21 protein-coding genes are annotated in these 24,422 nt (G+C 59.6%); 11 read left to right on the top strand and 10 right to left on the bottom strand.

Annotated features, from left to right (window positions below):
• Nucleotides 1-98 precede the first annotated feature (98 nt).
• The 7 genes from ACVWXD_RS27295 to yccS all read left to right on the top strand — a co-directional run bounded on the left by ACVWXD_RS27295 (nt 99) and on the right by yccS (nt 10,604).
• A complete protein-coding gene (locus ACVWXD_RS27295; RefSeq protein ID WP_099601671.1) occupies nt 99-1,541 on the top strand; it encodes a TldD/PmbA family protein in 1,443 nt (480 codons plus the stop codon).
• Nucleotides 1,541-2,857, top strand: a complete 1,317-nt coding sequence (locus ACVWXD_RS27290) for a TldD/PmbA family protein (protein ID WP_122756298.1) — start codon at nt 1,541-1,543, stop codon at nt 2,855-2,857. The genes ACVWXD_RS27295 and ACVWXD_RS27290 overlap by 1 nt, the downstream gene beginning before the upstream one ends.
• Nucleotides 2,858-3,040: 183 nt before the next feature.
• Nucleotides 3,041-3,931, top strand: a complete 891-nt coding sequence (locus tag ACVWXD_RS27285; protein ID WP_032884035.1) for an alpha/beta fold hydrolase — start codon at nt 3,041-3,043, stop codon at nt 3,929-3,931.
• Between the two features lie 35 nt (nt 3,932-3,966).
• Nucleotides 3,967-5,394 carry a multidrug transporter subunit MdtD gene (mdtD, locus tag ACVWXD_RS27280; protein ID WP_032884036.1) on the top strand — a complete coding sequence of 476 codons (1,428 nt, stop codon included), beginning with the start codon at nt 3,967-3,969 and terminating at the stop codon, nt 5,392-5,394.
• Nucleotides 5,395-5,524: 130 nt separating this feature from the next.
• Nucleotides 5,525-6,862: an ATP-dependent RNA helicase DbpA gene (gene dbpA / locus ACVWXD_RS27275; RefSeq protein WP_233897098.1), complete on the top strand. Its 1,338-nt coding sequence runs from the start codon at nt 5,525-5,527 to the stop codon at nt 6,860-6,862.
• A 159-nt stretch (nt 6,863-7,021) separates the two neighbouring features.
• Nucleotides 7,022-8,200, top strand: a complete 1,179-nt coding sequence (locus tag ACVWXD_RS27270; protein ID WP_032884038.1) for a BaiN/RdsA family NAD(P)/FAD-dependent oxidoreductase — start codon at nt 7,022-7,024, stop codon at nt 8,198-8,200.
• 220 nt (nt 8,201-8,420) lie between these two features.
• A complete protein-coding gene (yccS, locus tag ACVWXD_RS27265) occupies nt 8,421-10,604 on the top strand; it encodes a YccS family putative transporter (protein ID WP_032884039.1) in 2,184 nt (727 codons plus the stop codon).
• A 109-nt stretch (nt 10,605-10,713) separates the two neighbouring features.
• Here the strand turns inward: yccS and ACVWXD_RS27260 are convergent, their stop codons facing one another.
• Nucleotides 10,714-11,451: a substrate-binding periplasmic protein gene (locus ACVWXD_RS27260; protein ID WP_032884040.1), complete on the bottom strand. Its 738-nt coding sequence runs from the start codon at nt 11,449-11,451 to the stop codon at nt 10,714-10,716.
• 201 nt (nt 11,452-11,652) lie between these two features.
• On the opposite strand from ACVWXD_RS27260, the gene ACVWXD_RS27255 reads away from it, so the two are divergent.
• A complete protein-coding gene (locus ACVWXD_RS27255; RefSeq protein ID WP_095185098.1) occupies nt 11,653-12,105 on the top strand; it encodes a GNAT family N-acetyltransferase in 453 nt (150 codons plus the stop codon).
• Between the two features lie 106 nt (nt 12,106-12,211).
• Here ACVWXD_RS27255 and ACVWXD_RS27250 read toward each other — a convergent pair whose 3' ends face one another.
• Genes ACVWXD_RS27250 through ACVWXD_RS27240 form a run of 3 tightly spaced genes read right to left on the bottom strand, consistent with a single transcriptional unit; the run spans nt 12,212 to nt 15,177 of the window.
• Nucleotides 12,212-12,508, bottom strand: a complete 297-nt coding sequence (locus ACVWXD_RS27250) for a winged helix-turn-helix domain-containing protein (protein WP_032884042.1) — start codon at nt 12,506-12,508, stop codon at nt 12,212-12,214.
• 19 nt (nt 12,509-12,527) lie between these two features.
• Nucleotides 12,528-13,028: a M48 metallopeptidase family protein gene (locus ACVWXD_RS27245; RefSeq protein WP_032884043.1), complete on the bottom strand. Its 501-nt coding sequence runs from the start codon at nt 13,026-13,028 to the stop codon at nt 12,528-12,530.
• A 43-nt stretch (nt 13,029-13,071) separates the two neighbouring features.
• On the bottom strand, nt 13,072-15,177 hold the full coding sequence (locus ACVWXD_RS27240; RefSeq protein WP_181642948.1) for a putative bifunctional diguanylate cyclase/phosphodiesterase: 2,106 nt from the start codon (nt 15,175-15,177) through the stop codon (nt 13,072-13,074).
• A gap of 308 nt (nt 15,178-15,485) precedes the next feature.
• Here ACVWXD_RS27240 and ACVWXD_RS27235 point away from each other — a divergent pair, with 308 nt between their 5' ends.
• From ACVWXD_RS27235 to ACVWXD_RS27225, 3 genes are all read left to right on the top strand, one after another.
• Entirely contained in the window at nt 15,486-16,151 is a 666-nt protein-coding gene (locus ACVWXD_RS27235; protein ID WP_032884045.1) for a polysaccharide lyase family 7 protein, read from the top strand.
• Between the two features lie 142 nt (nt 16,152-16,293).
• Nucleotides 16,294-16,482 carry a hypothetical protein gene (locus ACVWXD_RS27230; protein ID WP_122681993.1) on the top strand — a complete coding sequence of 63 codons (189 nt, stop codon included), beginning with the start codon at nt 16,294-16,296 and terminating at the stop codon, nt 16,480-16,482.
• A 573-nt stretch (nt 16,483-17,055) separates the two neighbouring features.
• On the top strand, nt 17,056-17,835 hold the full coding sequence (locus tag ACVWXD_RS27225) for a hypothetical protein (protein ID WP_457371527.1): 780 nt from the start codon (nt 17,056-17,058) through the stop codon (nt 17,833-17,835).
• Between the two features lie 161 nt (nt 17,836-17,996).
• Here ACVWXD_RS27225 and fba read toward each other — a convergent pair whose 3' ends face one another.
• The 6 genes from fba to tkt form a co-directional block, all read right to left on the bottom strand.
• On the bottom strand, nt 17,997-19,061 hold the full coding sequence (gene fba, locus ACVWXD_RS27220; protein ID WP_032884050.1) for a class II fructose-bisphosphate aldolase: 1,065 nt from the start codon (nt 19,059-19,061) through the stop codon (nt 17,997-17,999).
• Between the two features lie 272 nt (nt 19,062-19,333).
• Complete coding sequence (locus ACVWXD_RS27215; protein WP_017531025.1) at nt 19,334-19,666, bottom strand: MliC family protein; 333 nt, start codon at nt 19,664-19,666, stop codon at nt 19,334-19,336.
• Nucleotides 19,667-19,726: 60 nt separating this feature from the next.
• Nucleotides 19,727-19,954 (bottom strand): hypothetical protein, encoded by a 228-nt coding sequence (locus ACVWXD_RS27210; RefSeq protein WP_032884051.1) that lies wholly within the window; start codon nt 19,952-19,954, stop codon nt 19,727-19,729.
• 29 nt (nt 19,955-19,983) lie between these two features.
• Nucleotides 19,984-21,147, bottom strand: a complete 1,164-nt coding sequence (locus ACVWXD_RS27205) for a phosphoglycerate kinase (protein WP_032884052.1) — start codon at nt 21,145-21,147, stop codon at nt 19,984-19,986.
• A gap of 26 nt (nt 21,148-21,173) precedes the next feature.
• Nucleotides 21,174-22,229, bottom strand: a complete 1,056-nt coding sequence (epd, locus tag ACVWXD_RS27200) for an erythrose-4-phosphate dehydrogenase (protein WP_032884053.1) — start codon at nt 22,227-22,229, stop codon at nt 21,174-21,176.
• 138 nt (nt 22,230-22,367) lie between these two features.
• On the bottom strand, nt 22,368-24,365 hold the full coding sequence (tkt, locus tag ACVWXD_RS27195) for a transketolase (protein WP_095185105.1): 1,998 nt from the start codon (nt 24,363-24,365) through the stop codon (nt 22,368-22,370).
• Nucleotides 24,366-24,422: the final 57 nt, after the last annotated feature.

Genomic DNA, 24,422 nt, shown 5'->3' with positions numbered 1-24,422 from the left:
GCACTGCAAACCTTACCTCTACACTTTCCTTGATCAGCCCCCAGCCCAGGCCTACTCTGTTTGCCTGCCCGCGCTGAGCTGCCCACAAGGAAGGCCCCATGTTCGAACACCACGCCACACTCAAACGGCATTTCAGTGCCCTGCGCACTACCGCCGATTTCTTCTCCCTACGCTACGTTCGCGAATCCGGCCAGTACCTGTCGGTGCGCAAGAACGTCGCCGAACCGCCACACTTGAGCAACGACGAAGGCGCCATGCTCACCGTGCGTCTCAACGGTGTCGAAGCCTACGCCGCGACCAACGACATTTCCCTTGCCGGCCTGCAAGCCGCCCTTGAGCGCGCCGAACAGCAAGCCCGGCAGATCAAGCCTCACGCCCTGCTGGATGTGCGCGACCAACACGTCTCCAGCGACATCGCCGACTATCTGTCGCCTGACCTCGACCAAGCCTTCCCGTCCCTAAGTGACTGCTATCACCTGCTTGGCGACGAATCGGCCGCCGTGCCCAAGGACGAGCGCCTGGTCAGTTGGGACGTCAGCCTGGGTCTGACCCACGTCGAGCAGATCTACCTCAACACTGCCGGCGCCGAGCTGCGCCAGGCCCAGCGTTTTGTGTTCCCTGGCGTCAACGTTACAGCCTTTGACGGCAACGACAGCCAGACCCGCACCCTCGGCGGCAGCAACTTTGGCCAGCAAGGCGGCTTTGAGGTGATCAACCGTTTCGGCCTGGTCGGCGCGGCCCCGCGCATTGCCGACGAAGCCCTGCAACTGCTGCTGGCGCCGAACACGCCCCAAGGCCCGCGCGACCTGCTGCTGATGCCTGACCAGATGATCCTGCAGATCCACGAGTCCATCGGCCACCCGCTGGAACTGGACCGTATTCTCGGCGATGAGCGCAACTACGCCGGCACCAGTTTTGTGAAGGCCAGCGACTTTGGCCACCTGCAATACGGCTCCAAGCTGCTCAATGTGACGTTCGACCCGAACATTCCCGAGCAGCTCGCCAGCTACAGCCATGACGACGACGGCACCGCCGCCAGCAAGCAATTCCTGATACGCGAAGGGCTGTTGATCAAGCCGCTGGGTGGGGCGCTGTCGCAATTTCGATCCGGCATGAGCGGCGTAGCCAACAGCCGCGCCAGCAGTTGGAACCGCGCGCCGATCGACCGCATGGCCAACCTGAATATCGAAGCCGGCGACAAGAGCCTGGCGCAACTGATTGGCGGCATCGAAAACGGCATCCTGATGTCGACTAACCGTTCTTGGTCCATCGACGATGCGCGCAACAAATTCCAGTTCGGCTGCGAATGGGGCCAGTTGATTGAAAACGGTGAGCTCAAGGGCGTGGTGAAGAATCCCAACTACCGAGCTATTTCCGCGCAGTTCTGGCGCAAGCTCAGCGCCGTGGGTGACGCCAGCACCACCAAGGTGCTGGGCACGCCGAACTGCGGCAAGGGCGAACCCAACCAGGTGATCCGTGTCGGCCACGCCTCACCCGCGTGTGTGTTCAGCAACATTGACGTATTTGGGGGAGATGCCTGATGAATACCTTCAAGGCATTGGTGGAGTGGCTCAAGCAGGCCATCACCGAAAAGGAACAATTTCACCTGAGCTATGCGGCCGAGGCGTCCGAGTTCGTGCGGTTCAACCACGCCAAGGTGCGCCAGGCCGGACAAGTGCAACAGGCCAGCCTCAACCTGAAACTGATCAACGATGGCCGCCACGCCGACCTCGCTATCACCCTGGCCGGCACGCCTGAGCTGGACCGCCAGCGCCTCGCCGATGGCCTGCAACAACTGCGCGAAACCTTGCCGTTGCTGCCCCATGACCCGTATCTGTTGCTCAACCACGATGCCTGGCACAGCCACAACGAACAGGCCCAGCCGTTGCCCGACCTGGCCCTCGTGCTGGAGGACATCAGCCAGGCCACTGACGGCGTGGACTTGGTCGGCATCTACGCCGCCGGGCCGATCAGCCGTGGCTTTGCCAGTTCCGATGGGGCATTCGGCTGGCACCAGGCCAATAGCTTCAACTTCGACTTCAGCCTGTTCCATGCCAACGGCGAAGCGGTAAAGGCCAACTATGCCGGGCACACCTGGGACAGCGCCGAGTTTGCCCGCCGCTTGGAACAGGCCCGCAACCAGCTTGAGTTCCTCGGTCGACCGTTGCACACCCTGGCGCCCGGGCAGTATCGCGCCTACCTCGCCCCGGCGGCGCTGGAAGAAATCATCAGCATCATCACTTGGGGTGGTTTCTCCGCACAGGCCATCGCCAGCAAAGGCAGCTCACTGCAAAAGCTGTACGCGGGCGAGCAACACCTCAGCCCGCTGGTAACAGTGAACGAACACGTCAGCGGCTCCCTGAGCCAGGCGTTTTCCAGCGAGGGCTACCCGCGCGGCGATGTCACGCTGATCAACGCGGGCAAGGCCGAAGGCCAACTGGTTAACTCGCGCAGTGCCGCCGAATATGGTCTCAGCACCAACGGCGCCAGCAGCGACGAATCCCCCAGTGCCTTGCAGATGGCAGCGGGCAGCCTGGCCGAAGCTGACATCCTCAAACAACTCGGCACCGGGCTGTACATCAGCAACCTGTGGTACCTGAACTATTCAGACCTGCCCGCCGCCCGCCTCACCGGCATGACGCGCTTCGCCACGTTCTGGGTGGAAGACGGCGAGATCAAAGCGCCGGTCAGCACCATGCGGTTTGATGACAGCGTCTACAGCCTGCTCGGCTCGCAGTTGGAAGCCCTCACCGCTGAGCGCGAGTTGCTGCTGTCGGCCAGCACCTACGGACAGCGCAACACTGCATCCAACCTGTTGCCGGGGGCTTTGGTAAAACGCCTGACCCTGACTCTCTAAACATCAAATGCCTGTGGGAGGAGGCCCTCCCACAGTGTTTTGTGCTGATTTCAGACATCCCGGTTTCGGCCCTTCCTACCGTAAATTCTCTTCCTGTCCGTTTGCACGGGCGGCCTGTTGTCGCCTGCAAAAAACCTCGCTATAACAGCTAGTGGCATACCGCCACATACTGGAAGTACTGCGATGAACCATGGAAGTTTCGTCATACAAAAGCTGTTCAAACACTACAACGTTCACATGGAGCAACTGGGTCACGACCCGCAAAAGAAAACGGTACTGATGGTCAATGGCGCGCTCTCCACCACCCGCTCCTTCGCCCGCACCAGCAAATGCCTGGCCGAGCATTTCAATGTGCTGCTCTTCGATTTGCCATTCTCCGGCTATTCCCGCGAGCACAACACCGACCTGGACCTAGTGACCAAAGACGACGAAGTGCAGATGCTGCGCGCCCTGGTGGAACGCTTCGAGGTCAACCACCTAGTATCGGCCTCCTGGGGTGGCATCTCCACGCTGCTGACCCTCGCGCACAACCCGCCGTCCATCGAAAGCTCTGTGGTGATGGCCCTGGCGCCCAACCTCAACCAACCCATGCTCGACTACGTGGAGCGCGTGCGTGTGCTGATCGAGGCCGATGACAAATCCGCTGTCGGCCACTTGCTCAACGAGACGGTCGGCAAATACCTCTCGCCCCGGCTCAAGCGAAATAACCACCGTCACCTGTCGACCATGGCCACCACCGAGTACCGCCAGGCGCGCTTCCATATCCATCAGGTACTCGGTCTGGGCGACGGCAACTACCTGCCAGCACTGCGGCAGATTGAAACGCCGGTGCATTTCCTCAACGGCGCCCTGGACGAATACACCCCGGCCGCCGAAGCCCAGCTATTCAAGCATTACGTGGCCCGCAGCAGCTTTGCAGTGGCCGAGCACACCGGTCATTTGCTTGATCTGGAGTCCCGCGAGGCCGCGTTATCGGTGCACCGCGCGCTGCTGAATTTTTTGGTAGGCGAGCACGCGGTGTTGTCGGACTTAGACGAACCGCCAGTGGGAAAAAGCGCGACGAATGGCGCATAATCGCCAACACATAGCCTGCTAACAAAAGGGTTCCCATGCCGAATCGCGTCCCGCTCGATGACAAGACCGCCCGCTGGCTCCCCTGGGTGGTGGCGATTGCCTTCTTCATGCAGTCGCTGGACGGGACGATTCTGAATACGGCGCTGCCGGCAATGGCGCGGGACCTCGCCGAGAACCCGCTGCGTATGCAAGGTGTGGTGATCGCCTACATGCTCACCGTCGCCCTGCTGATCCCGGCGTCCGGCTGGATTGCCGACCGCTTCGGCACTAAGAAAATCTTCTTTGGCGCGATCATGCTGTTCAGCATCGGCTCCTTGCTGTGCGCCTTGTCCAGCAGCCTGACCATGCTGGTGGGTGCGCGGGTGATCCAAGGCTTGGGCGGCGCGCTGATGCTGCCGGTCGGAAGGCTGGTCGTTCTCCGTGCTTACCCGCGCTCCGAGCTGGTGCGGATCATGGGCTTCATCACCATTCCTGGCCTGCTCGGCCCATTGCTCGGCCCGACCATGGGCGGCTGGATGGTGCAATACCTAACCTGGCACTGGATCTTCCTGATCAACCTGCCGGTGGGCATGATCGGCTGCTACGCCGTGTGGAAATTCATCCCCGACCTGCGCGGCAGCGAGCGCACACGCTTCGATGGCCTCGGCTTTTTGCTGTTCGGCGCGGCGATGGTGTTGATCACCATCGCTATGGAAGGCCTGGGCGAACTGCACCTTCCGCACCTGCGGGTGATGTTGCTGCTGTTCGGCGGGCTGGCGTGCCTGGCGGCGTATTGGCTGCGGGCCGGGCATATCGACAATGCGCTGTTCTCGCCGGTGCTGTTCAAGACGCGCACGTTTGCGGTGGGCATTCTGGGCAACCTGTTCGCCCGCTTGGGCAGCGGCGCGCTGCCGTTCCTGGTGCCGCTGTTGTTGCAGGTAGCGCTGGGTTATTCGCCATCGCAAGCCGGTATGAGCATGCTGCCCCTGGCGGCGGCGGCGATGTTTGCCAAGTCCGTGGCGCGTCCGTTGATCGAGCGCCTGGGTTATCGCATCGTGCTCACCGGCAATACCCTGGCGCTGGGGATGATGCTCGCCAGCATGGGTCTGGTTACGGAACAGACGCCCTACCCTTTGCTGCTGGGCATGCTCGCGGTGCTGGGGGCGATCAACTCCCTGCAATTCACCGCCATGAACACCGTGACCCTGATCGACCTCGACGACGCTCAGGCCAGCAGCGGCAACAGTTTGCTTTCGGTGGTGGCGCAACTGTCTCTGAGCCTGGGCGTGGCCTGCGCCGGTGCGCTGCTCGGCGGCTTCACTGCCGAATCGGGCAATGATGGCGTGGAAAGTGTGTTGGGCGCCTTCCAGTTGACCTTCCTCACCGTGGGCATCATGGCGATGCTGGCGGCGGCGATCTTCCTGCAACTGTCGCCAACAGACGGCAAACGGGTGGTCAACCCGGACCAACATATCGAGCATTAAGCGGCGTCTCGTCTAGAACTTGCGGGGAAATTCCCACAGGGCTGGTACACTGCGCGACATTTTGTTTTGCAGAGCCAGTCCCGTGACTACCATCGCCACCGCTTTTAATACTTTGCCCCTGTCCGCCGCCATGCTGGCTAACCTCGACTCGCTGGGTTATGTCGAGATGACGCAGATCCAGGCGCAAAGCTTGCCGGTGATCCTCAAAGGGCTGGACCTGATTGCCCAGGCCAAGACCGGCAGCGGCAAGACCGCTGCATTCGGTATCGGCCTGTTGAACCCGATCAACCCGCGCTACTTCGGCTGCCAGGCGCTGGTGATGTGCCCGACGCGTGAACTGGCCGACCAGGTCGCCAAAGAAATCCGTCGCCTGGCCCGCGCCGAAGACAACATCAAGGTCCTGACCCTGTGCGGCGGCGTGTCCCTCGGTCCGCAGATCGCCTCCCTTGAGCACGGCGCCCACGTGATCGTCGGCACCCCGGGCCGCATCCAGCAACACCTGCGCAAAGGTTCGCTGGTGCTGGACGGCTTGAACACCCTGATCCTCGATGAAGCCGACCGCATGCTCGACATGGGCTTCTACGACGCGATCGAAGACATCATCAGCAAGACCCCACCACGCCGCCAAACCCTGCTGTTCTCGGCCACCTACCCGGTGAGCATCAAGCAGTTGGCCTCGAAGTTCATGCGCGCGCCGCAGCAAGTGAAAGCCGAAGCGTTCCACTCCGACGACCAGATCGAGCAGCGTTTCTACGAGATCTCCCCGGAAGAACGCATGGACGCCGTGACCAAGGTGCTGGCGCATTTCCGCCCGGCTTCCTGCGTGGCGTTCTGCTTCACCAAGCAGCAAGTACAGGAAACCGTCGACCACCTGACGTCCAAGGGCATTTCCGCCGTTGGCCTGCATGGCGACCTGGAACAGCGCGACCGTGACCAGGTGCTGGCGATGTTCGCCAACCGCAGCACCTCGGTGCTGGTCGCCACCGACGTCGCCGCCCGTGGCCTGGACATTGACGCGCTGGACATGGTGATCAACGTCGAACTGGCTCGCGACTCGGAAATCCACATCCACCGCGTGGGCCGTACCGGTCGTGCGGGCGAGACCGGCATCGCAATCAGCCTGGTGGCGCCGTCCGAAGCGCACCGCGCCCAGGCCATCGAGCAACTGCAGAAGTCGCCGCTGAACTGGGACCAACTGGACAACCTCAAGCCGCAAAGCGGCGGTCCGTTGCTGCCGGTGATGAGCACCCTGTGCATCGCCGCAGGCCGTAAAGACAAAGTACGTCCGGGCGACATCCTCGGCGCACTGACCGGCGAAGCCGGCATCCCGGGTGCCCAGGTCGGCAAGATCGCGATCTTTGACTTCCAGGCCTTTGTGGCTGTTGAGCGCGGAATCGCCAAGCAAGCGTTGCAGCGTTTGAATGACGGCAAGATCAAAGGCCGTTCGTTGCGCGTTCGGATCCTGTAACACCATCTCCGACCTATATGGAGATCCAATGTGGGAGGGGGCTTGCCCCCGATAGCGGAGTGTCAGTCAATATAGCTGTGACTGAACCGCCGCTATCGGGGGCAAGCCCCCTCCTACATTAATTGCATTCCAAATCAGAATTTGTATGAGGACACCGTTTTGCGCTCGACCGAAGTTGTGATCATTGGCGCCGGCGCCGCAGGCTTGATGTGCGCACTGACCGCCGCCGGGCGCGGGCGCAAGGTGATGCTGATCGACCATGCGAACAAGGCCGGCAAGAAGATCCTGATGTCCGGCGGTGGCCGCTGCAATTTCACCAATATGTACACCGAGCCGGCCAACTTCCTCTCGCACAACGCGCACTTCTGCAAATCCGCCCTGGCCCGCTACACCCAGTGGGACTTTATCGGGCTGGTGGCCAAGCACGGCGTGCCGTATCACGAGAAGAAGCTGGGCCAGTTGTTCTGCGATAACAAGTCCAGCGACATCCTCGGCATGCTGCTCGACGAATGCATCCAGACCGGCGTGAGCATGCACTTGGACACGTCGATCCAGGAGATTGCCAAGGTCGACGGCGGCTACCAGTTGCAAACCACGCTGGGTGAGTTGCGCTGCGAATCCCTGGTGATCGCCACCGGCGGCTTGTCGATTCCGACCCTGGGCGCCACCGGTTTTGGTTATCAAGTGGCCAAGCAATTCGGTCACGAACTGCTGCCAACCCGCGCCGGGCTGGTGCCGTTCACCATCACTGATCAGCTCAAGGACTTGTGCGGCGAGTTGTCCGGCACCTCCGTGGACTGTCTGGTCAGCTGCAACGACCAGAGCTTTCGCGAGAACATTCTGTTTACCCACCGTGGCCTGAGCGGTCCGGCGATCTTGCAGATTTCCTCCTATTGGGAATCCGGCGACACCGTGGAAATCAACCTGCTGCCCGACCACGACGCCCACACCTGGCTGCAACAGCAACAGGTCGAGCGCCCCAACAGCGAGCTGAAAACCCTGCTGGGTGAGATCTTCACCAAGAAGATGGCCAACCTGCTGGCGGACACCTGGTTTGCGTCCAAGCCGATGAAGCAGTACACCCACGCCGAAATAGCCGACATCGCGCAGAAGCTGGGGAGCTGGCAGCTGGTGCCAGCGGGCACCGAGGGCTATCGCACCGCCGAGGTGACGTTGGGTGGGGTGGACACGCGGGAAGTCTCGTCCAAAACCATGGAATCGCTGAAAAGCCCTGGCTTGTACTTTATTGGCGAAGTACTGGACGTGACCGGTCACCTGGGCGGGTTTAACTTCCAGTGGGCGTGGGCTTCCGGCTACGCGGCCGCGCAGTTTGTTTGATACGACGCAGTAAAAAATGTGGGAGGGGGCTTGCCCTCGATAGCGGTGTATCAGTCACCGATATTCTGGCTGACACACTGCAATCGGGGGCAAGTCCCCTCCCACATTTTGATTTGAGGTGTGCCTGCGAATAATTTGTTGTCAGATGTGATCACCACCCTTGCCGTGGCGTCACTGATGGCTCAATTTAACGGCATCGTCCCGGAAGACACACGACTTCATGTCATCGACCTCGTTCAAGCAGTCTATGCGGCGCCTGTGGGCGCTGGATAAATTCAGTTACAGCATTCGGGTATTCATCGCCCTCACCGGCAGCATGGCGCTGTGCTGGTATCAGGATGAAATGACGCTGCTGATCCCGCTGTTCCTGGGGATTATCGCCAGCGCCCTGGCTGAGACCGACGACAGTTGGCAGGGCCGCCTCAATGCCCTGGCAGTAACGCTGGTGTGCTTCAGCATCGCCGCGCTGTCGGTGGAATTGCTGTTCCCTTACCCCTGGATTTTCGCCATCTCCCTGGCTCTGGCGACGTTCGGCCTGACGATGCTCGGGGCGCTGGGCGAACGCTATGGCGCGATTGCGTCGGCCACCTTGATCCTGTCGGTCTACACCATGATCGGCGTGGACCAGCGCGGCGGCGCCGTCAGTGATTTCTGGCATGAGCCGTTGCTGCTGGTGGCCGGTGCGGCCTGGTACGGCGCGTTGTCGGTGCTGTGGCAGGCGCTGTTTTCCAACCAGCCGGTGCAGCAGAGCCTGGCGCGGCTGTTCCGCGAGTTGGGGCGCTACCTCAAGCTCAAGTCGTCGCTGTTTGAACCAATCCGCCAGTTGGATGTGGAGGCGCGCCGCCTGGAACTTGCCCAGCAAAATGGCCGGGTGGTGGCCGCGCTGAATGCCGCGAAAGAAATCATCCTGCACCGCGTGGGCAATGGCCGACCGGGGTCGAAGGTCAGTCGCTACCTCAAGCTGTATTTCCTGGCCCAGGACATCCACGAACGCGCCAGCTCATCCCACTACCCTTACAACGCCCTGGCCGATGCGTTCTTCCACAGCGATGTGCTGTTCCGCTGTCAGCGCTTGCTGCGCCAACAAGGTAAGGCCTGCCAGGCCCTGGCCGAGTCGATCCAACTGCGCCAACCGTTCATCTATGACGACAGCTTCGCCGAAGCCCTGAGCGACCTGAACGCCTCCCTGGAACACTTGCGCATCCAGAGCAACCCGGCCTGGCGAGGCCTGCTGCGTTCGTTGCGCGCCCTGGCGGCCAACCTGTCCACCCTTGACCGCCTGCTCGGCGACGCGAGCAACCCCGACGCCCTGGCCGACGCCACCGACAGCAACCTGTTGGACCGCGCGCCGCGCAACCTCAAGGAAATGTGGACGCGCCTGCGCACCCAACTCACGCCGACGTCGCTGCTGTTCCGACACGCGTTGCGCCTGTCACTGGCGCTGACCATCGGCTACGGCACCTTGCATGCCATCCACGCCTCCCAAGGTTATTGGATCATCCTCACCACCCTGTTTGTGTGCCAGCCCAACTACGGTGCGACGCGGCGCAAGCTCGGCCAGCGGATCATCGGCACCGCTATCGGCCTCACCGTGGCCTGGGCGCTGTTCGACCTGTTCCCAAGCCCCTTGGTGCAATCGATGTTCGCCATCGCTGCCGGCCTGGTGTTCTTTATCAACCGCACCACCCGCTACACCCTGGCCACGGCAGCAATCACCCTGATGGTGCTGTTCTGCTTTAACCAGGTGGGGGATGGCTACGGGCTGTTTTTGCCACGGCTGTTCGATACCTTGCTCGGCAGTTTGATCGCCGGCCTGGCCGTGTTCCTGTTCCTGCCGGACTGGCAAGGCCGTCGCCTGAACAAAGTGCTGGCCAACACCCTGACATGCAACAGCATCTACCTGCGCCAGATCATGCAGCAATACGCCGCCGGCAAAAGCGACGACCTGGCCTATCGCCTGGCCCGCCGCAACGCGCACAACGCCGATGCGGCGCTGTCCACCACGCTGGCGAACATGTTGATGGAGCCGGGGCATTTCCGTAAGGAGGCGGATGTGGGCTTCCGTTTCCTGGTGTTGTCCCACACCTTGCTCAGCTACTTGTCAGGCCTCGGAGCCCACCGCGATACGCCATTGCCGGCTGAGGTGCGCGAGCATCTGATCGACGGCGCGGGTAAAACCCTCGCTGCGAGCATCGATGAAATCGCGACTGGTTTGGCCAACAAGCAACCCATTGCGATCCAGAGCGACGCCGAGGAAGCCCTGGCGGCGGACTTGGAGCAGATGCCGGATGAGATTGATGAAGGGCAGCGATTGGTGCAGACACAGTTGGCCTTGATTTGCCGGCAGTTGGGGCCGTTGCGCACCTTGGCGGCGCACCTGATCAAAGATACCAGCGCGGCTTAGGCCGCTATCGGGGGCAAGCCCCTCCCACACTTGATCGGATTCACACGGTCCAAATGTGGGAGGGGCGGTACGACGATTCGACTTGCTCCCGATGAGGCCCGCACAGGCACTACATGCCATGGGCCTTCATCAACCGCGCATAACTGCCATCGACCTTCATCTTGGCAATCTCCCGGTCAAAGCTCGCCACGATCTGCGCGTGCTCAGGGTTCTTCAGGCTCACCAGAATATGCAGGCTGTTTTCACTCAGCGGCTGGGGCAGGAACTCCACCGTATTACGCACCCGGGCCGACTCCCGTGCCAGGTAAAAGCGCGCCACATATTCATCCTCCACCGTCAGCCGCACCCGCTGCGCCGCCAGCATGCGCACGGCCATGGCGAAGTTATGCACAGGCACTTTCTGCAACTGCGCATCCCCATCGAACGCCGCTGAATACGCATAACCACGTACCACCGCGATGGGATAGTCGTGCAGTTGCTGCAGGTTCTGAAACTCGATGGGGTCGTCACGGCGCTTGATAAAACGCACGCGGTTGAGCAGGTATTCGCCGGAGAATTGCCCCAAGTGCGTACGCGCGTCGTCGTACCAGGCGTTGACCAGCACGTCATAGCGCCCGTCACCCACGCCCATCAGCGCGCGAGCCCAGGGCACCTGCTCGAAATCGCTGGCATAGCCCGCGCGCGCCAGGGCCGTGCTGACAATATCAGTGGCCAAGCCCCCGTTGATCAGCGTGGCATCGGTAAAGGGCGGCCAGGCATCCGCGACCAGGCGCAGGCGCTGTGCACATGCAGGCGTTGCCAGCAGCAACACTCCAATCAAAGCAACGGCACGAGAGAATCGCGGCATGCTCAAAATCCTTGGCGGACAGGCGGTGGCCTTAGCTCAGGCTGCGCCTGAGGTTCTAACATTAGCTCAGATTACACAAAGAAACGGCCGCCGCCTGCACTCAATAGTGGCAAATTGATTTCATTCACAAAAATAGTTGATTTAGACACCGAAGCCCGTCGCGCCTACTATCCAAAACAGACATTTACGTGAGAACACACCATGACAGTCGATTGGGTCTGCAAACATCACACCGACCTGGGCAAGGAGCAGCTATACGCCATCCTGCGCTTGCGCTGTGAGGTTTTCGTTGTCGAGCAGAAGTGCGTTTATCAGGACATCGACGGGCAGGATCTGACGGGTGATACCCACCACCTGATGGCTTGGAAAGACGATGAACTGATGGCCTACCTGCGCCTGCTGGATCCGGAATCCCAAGGTGGCGATGTGGTTATCGGTCGGGTGATCGTCGCACCGGCGGCACGGGGTACCGGGCTGGGGCACGAGATGATGGAAGAAACTCTCAAGCAGATTGAGGAGACCTGGCCTGAGACGCCGATCTTCCTGTCAGCCCAGGCGCATTTGCAGGGCTATTACGGGCGGTATGGGTTTGTGGTCGCGGGTGAGGAATACCTGGAGGATGACATTCCACATATTGGTATGCGGCGCGCTTAAGGCCGCCATCGGGGGCAAGCCCCCTCCCACAGTTTGAATGTGTGAATACATTCAAACTGTGGGAGGGGGCTTGCTCCCGATAGCGCCAGACCAGCCACCGCCAAACTCAGGGATAACCCAGAACCCGCTTGATCTGGTCGAGATTCACCTCGATCCACCCCCGATCAATCGCGCCCCAGTCGCGAATCCGATAGTGCCCGGCATGGTTGCGGGCGCCGTCTTCCTGTTCGAATTCACACACGATATCCAGGTCAGCCAACGCCGCAATCGTGTCCTGCGCCGTTCGCCGGGGCATACCGGTGACGTCGGTCAGCGCCGGCACACTGCTGGCGAGCCCGCTGTCGATCAGGTACGCCACGTACAGGCGGCGGTAGAAGCTGCTTTTGGTCTTGCTCACATCCATGGTCAGTCGCCTTGTGCGGTCAGGGCTTGCCCTGCAGGTCGCGATACGTGAGGTACACCCGCAGGTCGAATTCCACCTGGTGGTAGCCCGGCATCATGTAATCGCAGAGTTTATAGAACGCCTTGTTGTGGTCCGATTCCTTAAAGTGCGCCAGCTCGTGCACCACGATCATGCGCAAAAATTCCGGAGCGGCGTCCTTGAACAGTGAAGCAATGCGGATCTCTTTCTTGGATTTGAGGTTGCCGCCCTGCACCCGCGAAATCGTGGTGTGCAGCCCGAGGGCGCGGTGGGTCAGATCCAGGCGGTTATCGAACAGCACTTTGTCGATCGCTGGCGCATTGCGCAGGTGTTCCTGCTTCAACGCCAGTGCGTAGGCGTACAGGGCTTTGTCGCTCTGCACCGCATGACGCTCGGGATAACGCTGCTCCAGGTAAGCGCCCAACTGGTCCTTGGCGATCAGTTGACGTACTTGCTCCTGGAGGGCTGCGGGGTAAGCCTGGAGGTATTTCAGCGCGGTCATTGAGGTCTGCAACAGGGTTCGAATGGGCGCCAGTGTAGCGAATTCAGCGCAGGCGGGCGCGTGACCAGTCGACCACTTCGTCGGCCATCAGGGGGTGCGCCGCCCACGGTCCCTGGATAAACGGGCAGCCATGGGCTTTGAGCCACTGAGCTTGCTCCTGAGTTTCCACACCCTCGGCCACCACCAGCACATCAAAATGCCCGCACAGTTCGATAATGCTGCGTGCCATCGCTGCGTCCCTCACCGACCCCGGCAGGCGCGCGACTAATTGCGGATCGAGTTTGAGGGTGTCGAACTCCAAGTCACGCAGATGCGCCAGGGAGCATTGTCCCGAACCAAAGTCATCCAAAGCGATGCGCACCCCGATTCGGCGCAGTAACTTGAGCTGCTTGGTGGCCTCTTCCAAGCTACTCATCAGGCAATCCTCGCCGATTTCCACCTCCAACTGCCCAGCCTGAAGCCCATGTCGCTCCATCACCTGCTGCAACTGGTTAGCCAGGTTGGGCATATTGAACTGGCTGCTACTCAGGCTGACGCTCAGCACCAATTCATCGTCGAAGGTGCTTTGCCACACCTGACGCTGGGCAGCGACCTGTTGATAAATCCACGCGCTCAGTTGGCTGATCAGCCGCGCTTCCTCCAGCAGCGGTAAAAACAGCCCAGGAGGTACATCGCCGACGCTGGGGTGTTGCCAACGCAATAACGCCTCGACACCGCGCAGGCGCCCATCAGCCAGAGAGACCTGAGGCTGGTAGACCAGGGTGAAATCCTTGTTTTGAATGGCCGTACGCACGCTGTCTTCGAGCATCAGCCGCGAGCGCGCGCGGCCATTCATTTCCTGGTCGTAATAGCGATACTGCTGACGGCCCGCGCGCTTGGCTTCGTACATGGCGATGTCGGCCGCACGCAGCAAACCATTCAAGTCCGAACCGCAGTCCGGGAAGGTAGCAATGCCAATGCTCACGCCGAGCATCACATCCAAACCGTCAACCTGCTGACAAACAGAGACTCGTTCGATCAGTTTTTCCGAAATTTTTGCCGCCTGCTCTGGGAATTCCAACTCCAGCAGCGCAGTAAATTCATCACCGCCCATGCGGCCGATAATGTCGTAGGAGCGCAAGCCGCCCTGCAATTGCTCCGAAACCCAGCGTAAAACCCGGTCGCCCGCATCATGGCCCAAAGAATCGTTGACGCGCTTGAAACCGTCGAGGTCCAGGTACAGCAACACCAAGGACTGCTCTGTGCGCTCACTGCGCAACAGCGTGTTCTCCACAGCCTGGTGGAAGCCGCGTCGATTCAGCAGCCCGGTCAGCGGGTCGGTAACGGCTTGGAATTCCAACTGCTGATGCAGGTGGCGCACTTCGGACATATCCAGCACCGTCACCACCATGGCCTTCTGTTCGGCGGGCAGTGGCGCGCAGGACAACGCCGCCGGCACCTGCTGGCCACGGCCGGTGCGCAGAAGCGCATCGTGCAGGCGCCAGGTTTCGCCCTTGCGGTAACCGGCGTACATCTGCGAATCCAGCCACGTGGGCACATGGGGCTTTTGCATGAAACTCAGGAATTCCTGGCCCTGTAACTCTTGGATCGGGGCATTGAGCAGGCGCGAGATCGCCGGGTTGGCGTATTCGATCACGCCCTCCTCACTCACCACCAGGATGCCCTCGGCGGCGTTATCCAACACCGAGGCATTAAAGGCCCGGGCTGACTCCAGATCATGGCTCAGGCGCTGCAAGGCCCGGCGAATGCGCTGGTGCTCCAGCAACGCCTGGACCTTGGGCTTGAGAATATGCGGGTCGAAGGGTTTGAACAGGTAGTCGATGGCGCCACTGGCATAGCCTTCCAGCACGGCGGCGGGCGACTGGGCGTTGGCACTCAGGAAGATAATAGGGGTCATGCGTGTGCGCTGGTTGCCACGCATCAGGCGGGCGACTTCAAAGCCGTCCATGCCGGGCATCATTACATCCAGCAATACCAGGTCCACTTCATGCTGCAGCAGCACCTCCAGAGCTTCCAACCCGGATTCCGCGGTGACCACCTGCCAGTCATCACGTTGTAGCAGCGCACGCATGCTGATCAGGTTTTCCGGGTAGTCATCGACGACCAGAAGAACCGAACTGCCATCGCCATGAGGTGGAGCGCATTCCATGCTGGGTCTCTTCCTTAGGTCTACTCCGGTCACTTCTGAGAGAAAACACGGATAAACATTGAGGGCTCACTCTAGCCCTGGATACTGAAAATCAGAAGTGACGTGGATGCCATCATTGCGCCAAAGTTCACTCAGCCGACTAACGGTCAACCTCTACAGCCCACGGTTCATGGGAAACATGGCTTTTTGGCATTCATTTGGCGCCAATAAATTGCCAGCAAATGTTTAACAACAGGCCGGCCACCGCCTATAAAGAACCTGTAAGGCCCACGGGCCAAAGCCTTCACCCCCTGTAAAAGGCCAACGCCATGATCGACCTCTCCACTTGGAACCTGAGCATTCCGGTCGGCTCGCCCCCCGCGACTATCGACACCCCAAAGCTGCTCAGCGGCTTCAACGACCAGTACTTCCAGGCCGAAGGCAGCAACGTGCAGTTCTGGACACCCGTCACCGGCACCCGCACCGAAAACGCCATCTACCCACGCAGTGAGCTGCGCGAAACTTACGCCGACGGGCGCTTGCGAAACTGGACCTACCCCGAAGCCGACAACTTCCTACGCGCCACCTTGGCCGTGAACCAAGTACCGTCCAGCGGCAAGATCGTCATCGGCCAGATCCACGCCTATGACAGCCAAAAACCGCTGATCAAGCTCGAATACCAGTTCAAGGAAAAGACCCAGACCGGCAACATCGTCGCCAAAGTGCGCATGCGCCCGGATGAAGGTGAAAGCCGCGTGGTCATCGTCGCGTCCAATGTGCCGCTGGAGAAAAGCTTTACCTACGTGATCAACCTCAACAAAGCCGGGCTGCTCAGCGTGTACGCCGCCGACAGTGAATGGAACGAGCGCATTGGCGCAGCGTGGGGCAGCAAGCCGCTGTACTTCAAGGCCGGCGCGTATGTGCAGGACAACAGTGGGGACAGCAAGGAAGGCGCGAAGGTGACGTTTGCGAAGTTGGATATTGATCACGAGTGATGCGTGACCCAACGTTTTCGCGATATCACGCATAGCCAAATCATCTTGAAAACTGTCAGGCCTCACAGTCGCCAAGATTAACCTATTGGGGGAATCTAACGCCCATAACCGTGGGCCTCCCCCATGGATCTGGAGTCTTGAGATGCGCATCTCAATGAATGACATCCGTAAAAAACTTCAATCGACGAAGAAATTCAAAATAGACGTCCGCCTGAGCGATAGCTCCGACGAGACCGATGAAGGAGAAGACCCAAGGTTCGACGATAAAAAAGCAGAGCTGACTTACTATCGCTCAGCAGGCGTGTACCGGACCGTCAACCTCAGGACATAAAGACCATTGAGCCGATCAGCGATAACACAAAGTCATCGAACCCTTTGGATTACTGAGCCCGGCATAAACTCGGCAGGTGTTTTCTGTTGCCCCAATGATGATTCACTGACATCCCCAGCCTCTTAAACAATGCACCAACTCCTGCGGTAAGGGCACTTGCTACCGCCGGAAGCCGCTGCGCAGTCCAACCTAAGCGCCCTTGCCACACGCAGTTTTCTGTTCGCTCTCTCGATTGACAGCCAACTAATCCGGCCCTTTTTGAATCGATAGCCCATCCGCTATTAACGACCTGCATCTCCCGCTACCTGGACCATCAAGGCGTGGCTGCCTTATAACAGGTGGAGGGCTGGAATTCGCACTAACATACATAGCAAAAAGTCATAAAAAACTGTTAATTATTACAGGTTTCAAAACCATTATTTCAATCCAAACTAATTATCACAAGATGGAAAAAAGGTTTATGCAGCGAACACGCCATCCTGACAAACCATGGCGCCCACCCCCTAGTTAGAGCAACATTAAATATCACTTACCCGTACAACTTTGTTGTTCGAAAAAACAAGGAGCATTCAAATGAGCGGCATTACCCCTATCATCGAAAAAATAAACGGCTCTACAGCATCGCCAAGCGCTACAGCTCTCGTTGACCGCTCTTTCAGAATCGAAGGCATTGGCTTTCCAAATGGGGAACTAGAGGTACGACTGGGCGCTGCCAGCAGCAAGCCACTGAAAACGATAAAAATCTCAGCGAATGGAATATTTTCAGATAGTGTAATGGCCTCAATCTCAGGCCCTGTTACTTTGACGCTGACTGAAACTGATGCGACCCCGAAACAAGTCTCGATAAATCTTGATATTCAGAAAAAAATCACTGAAAACTTAGCCGATGAAGAATTGAGATTCGCCCTTAATCAAGAATTTGTTACCAATAACAACTTTAAATTCATACACGAGGGCAACATTGAGCGATCTTTCAGCAAATCCATAGAAGCCATAAGCAAGACTAACCTTAGACAATATGTAATTAGTGACATTCAGCGCGAAGCACTCTTCGGGCCTAAAGTCTATGTTAGTAGATCAGAGCAGGCCGTGGCCGCATCGGTAAAAATTTATTTGCGAGGAACAGATGATGTCCCTCTCAATTTCAACAAAATGAGTTTTTCATATATCGCTGTTGGCCCTTTGTCATTCGAATGGTCGGATGGCAAAACCACTACCCCCATAAAAGCAGCAACACAGGGTTTAGACCGGTTTACCTTCAGCACTTTAAACATGGAGCATATTGTTATAAGGAGCAAGCCAACGGGCTCATTCTATTTTGTAGCAGGAAACTTTGAAGCGGAGCCTGTATAACGTCCAAAATCAGCTAAATATAACAACCCGTCTCACGACGGGTTGTTATATTGCACAACTACAGGACACCGTAAATTTCATGCCCGCGAGCGAGGCTCCAACGAACATTACGCTTGGTCATCAAAAACCCGCATCGCCACGGGTTTATTCACGCTTGCGGCTCAATTCACCTTAGCGTTCAACTCACCTTTCAGGTAACGCTGGTACATCGCTTCCAGCGAGATCGGCTTGATCTTAGAGCCGTTGCCGGCAGTGCCGAAGGCTTCGTAGCGAGCGATACACACATCACGCATCGCGGTCACGGTGGCGCCGAAGAATTTACGTGGGTCGAATTCGCTCGGGTTGGTGGCCATCAGGCGACGCATTGCGCCGGTGGACGCCAGGCGCAGGTCGGTGTCGATGTTGACCTTGCGCACGCCGTGCTTGATGCCTTCAACGATTTCTTCAACCGGTACGCCGTAGGTTTCTTTGATGTCGCCACCGTACTGGTTGATGATCGCCAGCCACTCTTGCGGGACCGAGGAAGAACCGTGCATCACCAGGTGGGTGTTAGGGATGCGCTTATGGATTTCCTTGATGCGGTCGATGGCCAGCACGTCGCCGGTAGGCGGCTTGGTGAACTTGTAGGCGCCGTGGCTGGTGCCGATGGCGATGGCCAGGGCATCGACCTGGGTCTTCTTGACGAAGTCAGCGGCTTCTTCCGGATCGGTCAGCATTTGGCTGTGATCAAGCACGCCTTCGGCGCCGATGCCGTCTTCTTCGCCGGCCATACCGGTTTCCAGAGAACCCAGGCAGCCCAGTTCGCCTTCAACCGAGACGCCGCAGGCGTGAGCCAGGGCTACGGTTTGCTGGGTTACGCGCACGTTGTATTCGTAGTCGGTTGGGGTCTTGCCGTCTTCGCCGAGGGAGCCGTCCATCATCACCGAGCTGAAGCCCAGTTGGATGGAGCGCTGGCACACGTCAGGGCTGGTGCCGTGGTCCTGGTGCATGCACACCGGGATGTGCGGAAATTCTTCGATTGCGGCGAGGATCAGGTGACGCAGGAATGGAGCACCGGCGTATTTGCGGGCACCGGCCGAAGCCTGGACGATCACTGGGGAGTCGGTCTTGTCAGCGGCTTCCATGATGGCGCGCATCTGCTCAAGGTTGTTGACGTTAAAGGCTGGAACGCCGTAGCCGAACTCGGCTGCGTGGTCCAGCATTTGACGCATGCTGATAAGTGCCATTGTGTTGTCTCTCCCGGTCGAGGGTCGTTAATCGTGCAAGCCTGCCGTAGCGGCGGCTGCTATTCAAGTTATTGCCGGTCAGGTTTTGCATGCCTGGCCTGCTGAATCGTTATTGCAGTGTCCGGCTCGCCATTTGGAACCGAATCAATGTGGGAGGGGGCTTGCTCCCGATAGCGATCTATCAGTCGCTGACTTCGGTGACTGACCCACCGCAATCGGGAGCAAGCCCCCTCCCACATTTGGATCTCAATACATTCGAGACCGTGTTCTATTTACTGGGCCTTGCAGCCCCGCCCGATCAGATCGTCGGTGGCAACCCAGTAAACCAGGCCTTCCTCACCCTTGGTGTGAAACGCCAACTGGTCGTTGCTGTACAGCACGCCCGAAGCGGCAACGTCCTGTTTAAGGCGGTAAACCTGGTCGGAACCGCCGAGGCGTACATCCACCTCGCTACGGGCCTGGTTGGCAAATCGCCAGTTGACCTCGGCCTTGCTGTCGCAGGTCCAAGTGGTCCACTTATCGGCAGGCTCTGCCTTGTTGAACATGTTCATGCTGCTGCAACCGGCCAGTAGGGCCAGGGCTGCCAGGGCGAAAACGCCTTTCATTGCCAATCCTCGCAGCGGCGCCAGAGGCCGCCGATGCTGTCGGTTAGTTGATCAGACCCGTCAAGGGCAACCCTGTTCCTGACCGTTGGGCGCGGAGTCGTATTTCTCCAGCCGTTCGTTGCCGATGCGCTTGTTGATCACCGGCATGGTCTCGGCTTGCCAATCGGCCTGGTAGCAGCTCTTTTTCTGCACAGGCAACGGCTTTCCAGCCTCCTGCGCCGCGCTTGGCGTGCTGCCGCAGCCGGCCAGAAGGCCCGCTGCGATCAACAGTGCCAACGACTTGATCATGGGAATGCTCCTTTTCCTGATCACGGGCCTTAGCCTTTGGCTCGAGCTTCCAACACTTCAACGGCGGGCAGCACTTTGCCTTCGACGAATTCAAGGAACGCGCCGCCACCGGTAGAAATGTAGGAGATACGGTCAGCCACACCATATTTGTCGATGGCCGCCAGGGTGTCGCCACCGCCGGCGATGGAGAACGCCGAGCTTTCAGCGATGGCATTGGCCAGCACTTTGGTGCCGTTGCCGAACTGGTCAAACTCGAACACGCCGACCGGGCCGTTCCACAGAATGGTCTGGGAGGCTTTCAGCAGTTCGGCGAAGTTGGCTGCGGTTTGCGGACCGATGTCCAGGATCATGTCGTCGGCAGCCACGTCAGCGATGAGCTTGACGGTGGCGGCGGCGCTTTCAGCGAATTCCTTGGCAACCACCACATCTACCGGCAACGGCACACTGACCTTGGCAGCGATGGCGCGAGCGGTATCCAGCAGGTCCGGTTCATACAGGGACTTGCCCACCGGGTGGCCGGCTGCGGCCAGAAAGGTGTTGGCGATGCCACCACCGACGATCAATTGGTTGCAGATCTGGCTGAGGCTGTTGAGCACGTCCAGCTTGGTGGACACCTTGGAGCCAGCCACGATGGCAGCCATCGGCTGAGCCGGTGCGCCGAGGGCCTTGCCCAGTGCATCCAGTTCAGCAGCCAGCAGCGGGCCAGCAGCCGCGACCTTGGCGAACTTGGCCACGCCGTGGGTGGAACCCTCAGCACGGTGAGCCGTACCGAACGCATCCATCACAAATACGTCGCACAGGGCTGCGTATTGCTGGGCCAGTTCGTCACTGTTCTTTTTCTCGCCTTTGTTGAAGCGCACGTTTTCGAACAGCACGATGTCGCCGGCCTTGACGTCAACGCCACCCAAGTAGTCAGACACCAACGGCACTGTGCGGCCCAGGGCCTCACTCAGGTAATCGGCCACAGGCTTGAGGCTGTTTTCTTCCGAGAACTCACCTTCGGTCGGGCGACCCAGGTGGGAGCAGACCATTACGGCCGCGCCTTTTTCCAGGGCCAGCTTGATGGTCGGCAGCGAAGCCCGGATTCGCGCATCGCTGGTGACAACACCGTCCTTGACTGGGACGTTGAGGTCTTCGCGAATCAGTACGCGCTTACCTTGCAGATCGAGGTCGGTCATCTTCAACACGGTCATGGGTCGCAGTTCCTGAATTGACTTATTTAAAGGGCAGGTTTTGATGAGGCAACGTGCAGATAGTGTTCTGCAACATCCAGCATGCGGTTGGCAAAACCCCATTCGTTATCGAACCAGGCCAGGATATTCACCAGCCTCGGGCCGGAAACGCGGGTCTGGCTGGCATCGACAATTGCCGAATGCGGGTCATGGTTGAAGTCACAACTGGCGTGGGGCAACTCGGTGTAGGCCAGTAAGCCTTTGAGCGGGCCGCTGGTGGCGGCATCGCGCAGAATCCGGTTGACCTCCACCGCATCGGTGTCGCTGACGGTTTGCATGGTGATGTCCAGGCAAGACACGTTTACCGTCGGCACCCGTACGGCTTTGGCCTGAATTCGCCCGGCAAGTTCCGGCAGCAGGCGTTCGATGCCACGGGCCAGGCCGGTGGACACCGGAATCACCGACTGGAACGCCGAGCGCGTGCGGCGCAGGTCTTCGTGGTGATAGGCGTCGATCACCGGCTGGTCGTTCATCGCCGAATGGATGGTGGTGATCGATACGTAATCGATGCCAATCGCCTGATCCAACAGGCGTAACAGTGGCACGCTGCAGTTGGTGGTGCAGGAGGCGTTGGACACCAGCAGCTCGTGGCCGGTCAGGCAATCCTGGTTGATGCCATAGACGATGGTGGCGTCAACATCCGCCTCGCTGGCCATTGGCTGGGAAAACAGCACACGCGGCGCGCCGGCGTCGAGAAAACGCTGGCCATCGGCGCGGGTGTTATAGGCACCGGAGCACTCCAACACCAGGTCGACGCCCAGCGCCGCCCAGTCGATGCCCTCGGGGGTGGCACTGCGCAGTACTTTTACGCAGTCGCCTTTGATATGCAGACAATCGCCCTCAACCCGCACTTCACCAGGGAAGCGGCCGTGGGTGGAGTCAAAGCGTGTCAGGTATTCGATGCTGGCCATGTCGGCCAAATCGTTGATCGCGACAATTTCAAACCCGGCTGCCGCCCCTCGCTCGAACAGAGCACGCAAGACGCAACGACCAATGCGGCCGTAGCCGTTGAGTGCAACTTTATAGGGACGCGGTTGGGGCATGGGGTTCTCGATCAAGGTTAGTTCGGTGCTGAATGCACTATCGCCATCGCGGGCAAGCCCGCTCCCACATTAGACCGCGATCCAAATGTGGGAGCGGGCTTGCCCGCGATAGCGCCAGTTCAGACAACGCAGACTGACTTAGTCTTCCAGCAGCTCTTCAGCCTGACCCAGGATGTTTTCCAGGGTGAAACCGAACTCTTCGAACAAGGCTGGAGCCGGCGCCGACTCACCGTAGGTGGTCATGCCGATCACGCGGCCTTCCAGGCCCACGTACTTGTACCAGTAGTCGGCGTGAGCCGCTTCGATGGCGATACGCGCGCTGACCTGCAACGGCAGGACCGATTGCTTGTAGCCGGCATCCTGGGCTTCGAACACGCTGGTGCACGGCATGGACACAACGCGCACGTTACGGCCTTGGGCAGTCAGCTTGTCGTAAGCCTGAACGGTCAGGCCCACTTCGGAACCGGTGGAGATCAGGATCAGCTCCGGCTCACCCACGCAGTCTTTGAGCACGTAGCCGCCACGGCTGATGTCGGCGATCTGTGCGTCGGTACGCACTTGGTGCTGCAGGTTCTGACGGGAGAAGATCAGCGCCGAAGGGCCGTCTTTACGCTCGATGGCGTGCTTCCATGCCACGGCGGATTCCACCGCGTCGGCTGGGCGCCAGCAATCCAGGTTCGGCGTGGTGCGCAGGCTGGTCAGTTGCTCGACCGGCTGGTGCGTCGGGCCGTCTTCGCCCAGACCGATGGAGTCGTGGGTGTAGACATGGATCACACGCTTCTTCATCAGCGCAGCCATACGTACCGCGTTGCGCGCATATTCCATGAACATCAGGAAGGTTGCGCCGTAAGGCACCAGGCCGCCGTGCAGGGACACGCCGTTCATGATGGCGCTCATGCCGAACTCACGCACGCCGTAGTACATGTAGTTGCCGCTGGCGTCTTCGGCCGAGACACCTTTGCAACCTTTCCACAGGGTCAGGTTGGAACCGGCGAGGTCAGCCGAACCGCCGAGGAACTCAGGCAGCAGTGGGCCAAAGGCGTTCAGGGTGTTCTGGCTGGCTTTACGGCTGGCGATGGTCTCGCCCTTGGCCGCGACTTCGGCGATGTAGGCCGAGGCTTTTTCCGAGAAGTCGGCAGGCAGGTCGCCAGCGAGGCGGCGAACCAGCTCATTGGCCAGCTCTGGGAATTCGGCGGAGTAGGCAGCAAAACGCTGGTCCCATTCGGCTTCGGCCGCCAGGCCTTTTTCCTTGGCGTTCCATTCGGCGTAGATGTCGGCCGGAATTTCGAACGGGCCGTGGTTCCACTTCAGCGCTTCACGGGTCAAGGCGATTTCCGCGTCACCCAGTGGGGCGCCGTGGCAGTCTTCTTTACCTTGCTTGTTCGGCGAACCGAAGCCGATGGTGGTCTTGCAGCAGATCAGGGTCGGCTGCGCGCTCTTGCGAGCGGTGTCGATGGCAGTCTTGATCTCTTCCGGATCGTGGCCGTCGACATTGCGGATCACCTGCCAGTTGTAGGCTTCGAAACGCTTAGGGGTGTCGTCGGTGAACCAGCCTTCGACTTCGCCGTCGATGGAGATGCCGTTGTCATCGTAGAAGGCGATCAGCTTGCCCAGGCCCAGCGTGCCGGCCAGCGAAGCGACTTCGTGGGAAATGCCTTCCATCATGCAGCCATCACCCAGGAACACGTAGGTGTGGTGATCGACGATGTCGTGGCCAGGACGGTTGAATTGCGCGCCCAGGACTTTTTCAGCCAGTGCGAAACCTACGGCGTTGGCCAGGCCTTGGCCCAGGGGACCGGTGGTGGTCTCGACGCCTGGGGTGTAGCCGAACTCAGGGTGACCCGGAGTGCGGCTATGCAGCTGGCGGAAGCTCTTGAGGTCATCGATGGTGACGTCGTAGCCGGTCAGGTGCAGCAGCGAGTAGATCAGCATCGAGCCGTGGCCGTTGGACAGCACGAAGCGGTCACGGTCGGCGAAGGACGGGTTGCTCGGGTTGTGTTTCAGGTAATCACGCCAAAGTACCTCGGCGATATCCGCCATGCCCATCGGGGCACCGGGATGGCCGCTGTTGGCTTTTTGCACGGCATCCATGCTGAGGGCACGAATGGCGTTGGCACGCTCACGACGGCTGGGCATCGCTGTTCTCCTGAGGATTTTGAAGAGTGAATGATTAAAAGAAACGGAAAAAAGGAC

It is taken from the genome of Pseudomonas sp. TE3911 (assembly GCF_054062775.1).
The sequence above is the reverse complement of the archived record's forward strand: the minus strand, read 5'-3'. Positions and strand labels throughout refer to the sequence as shown.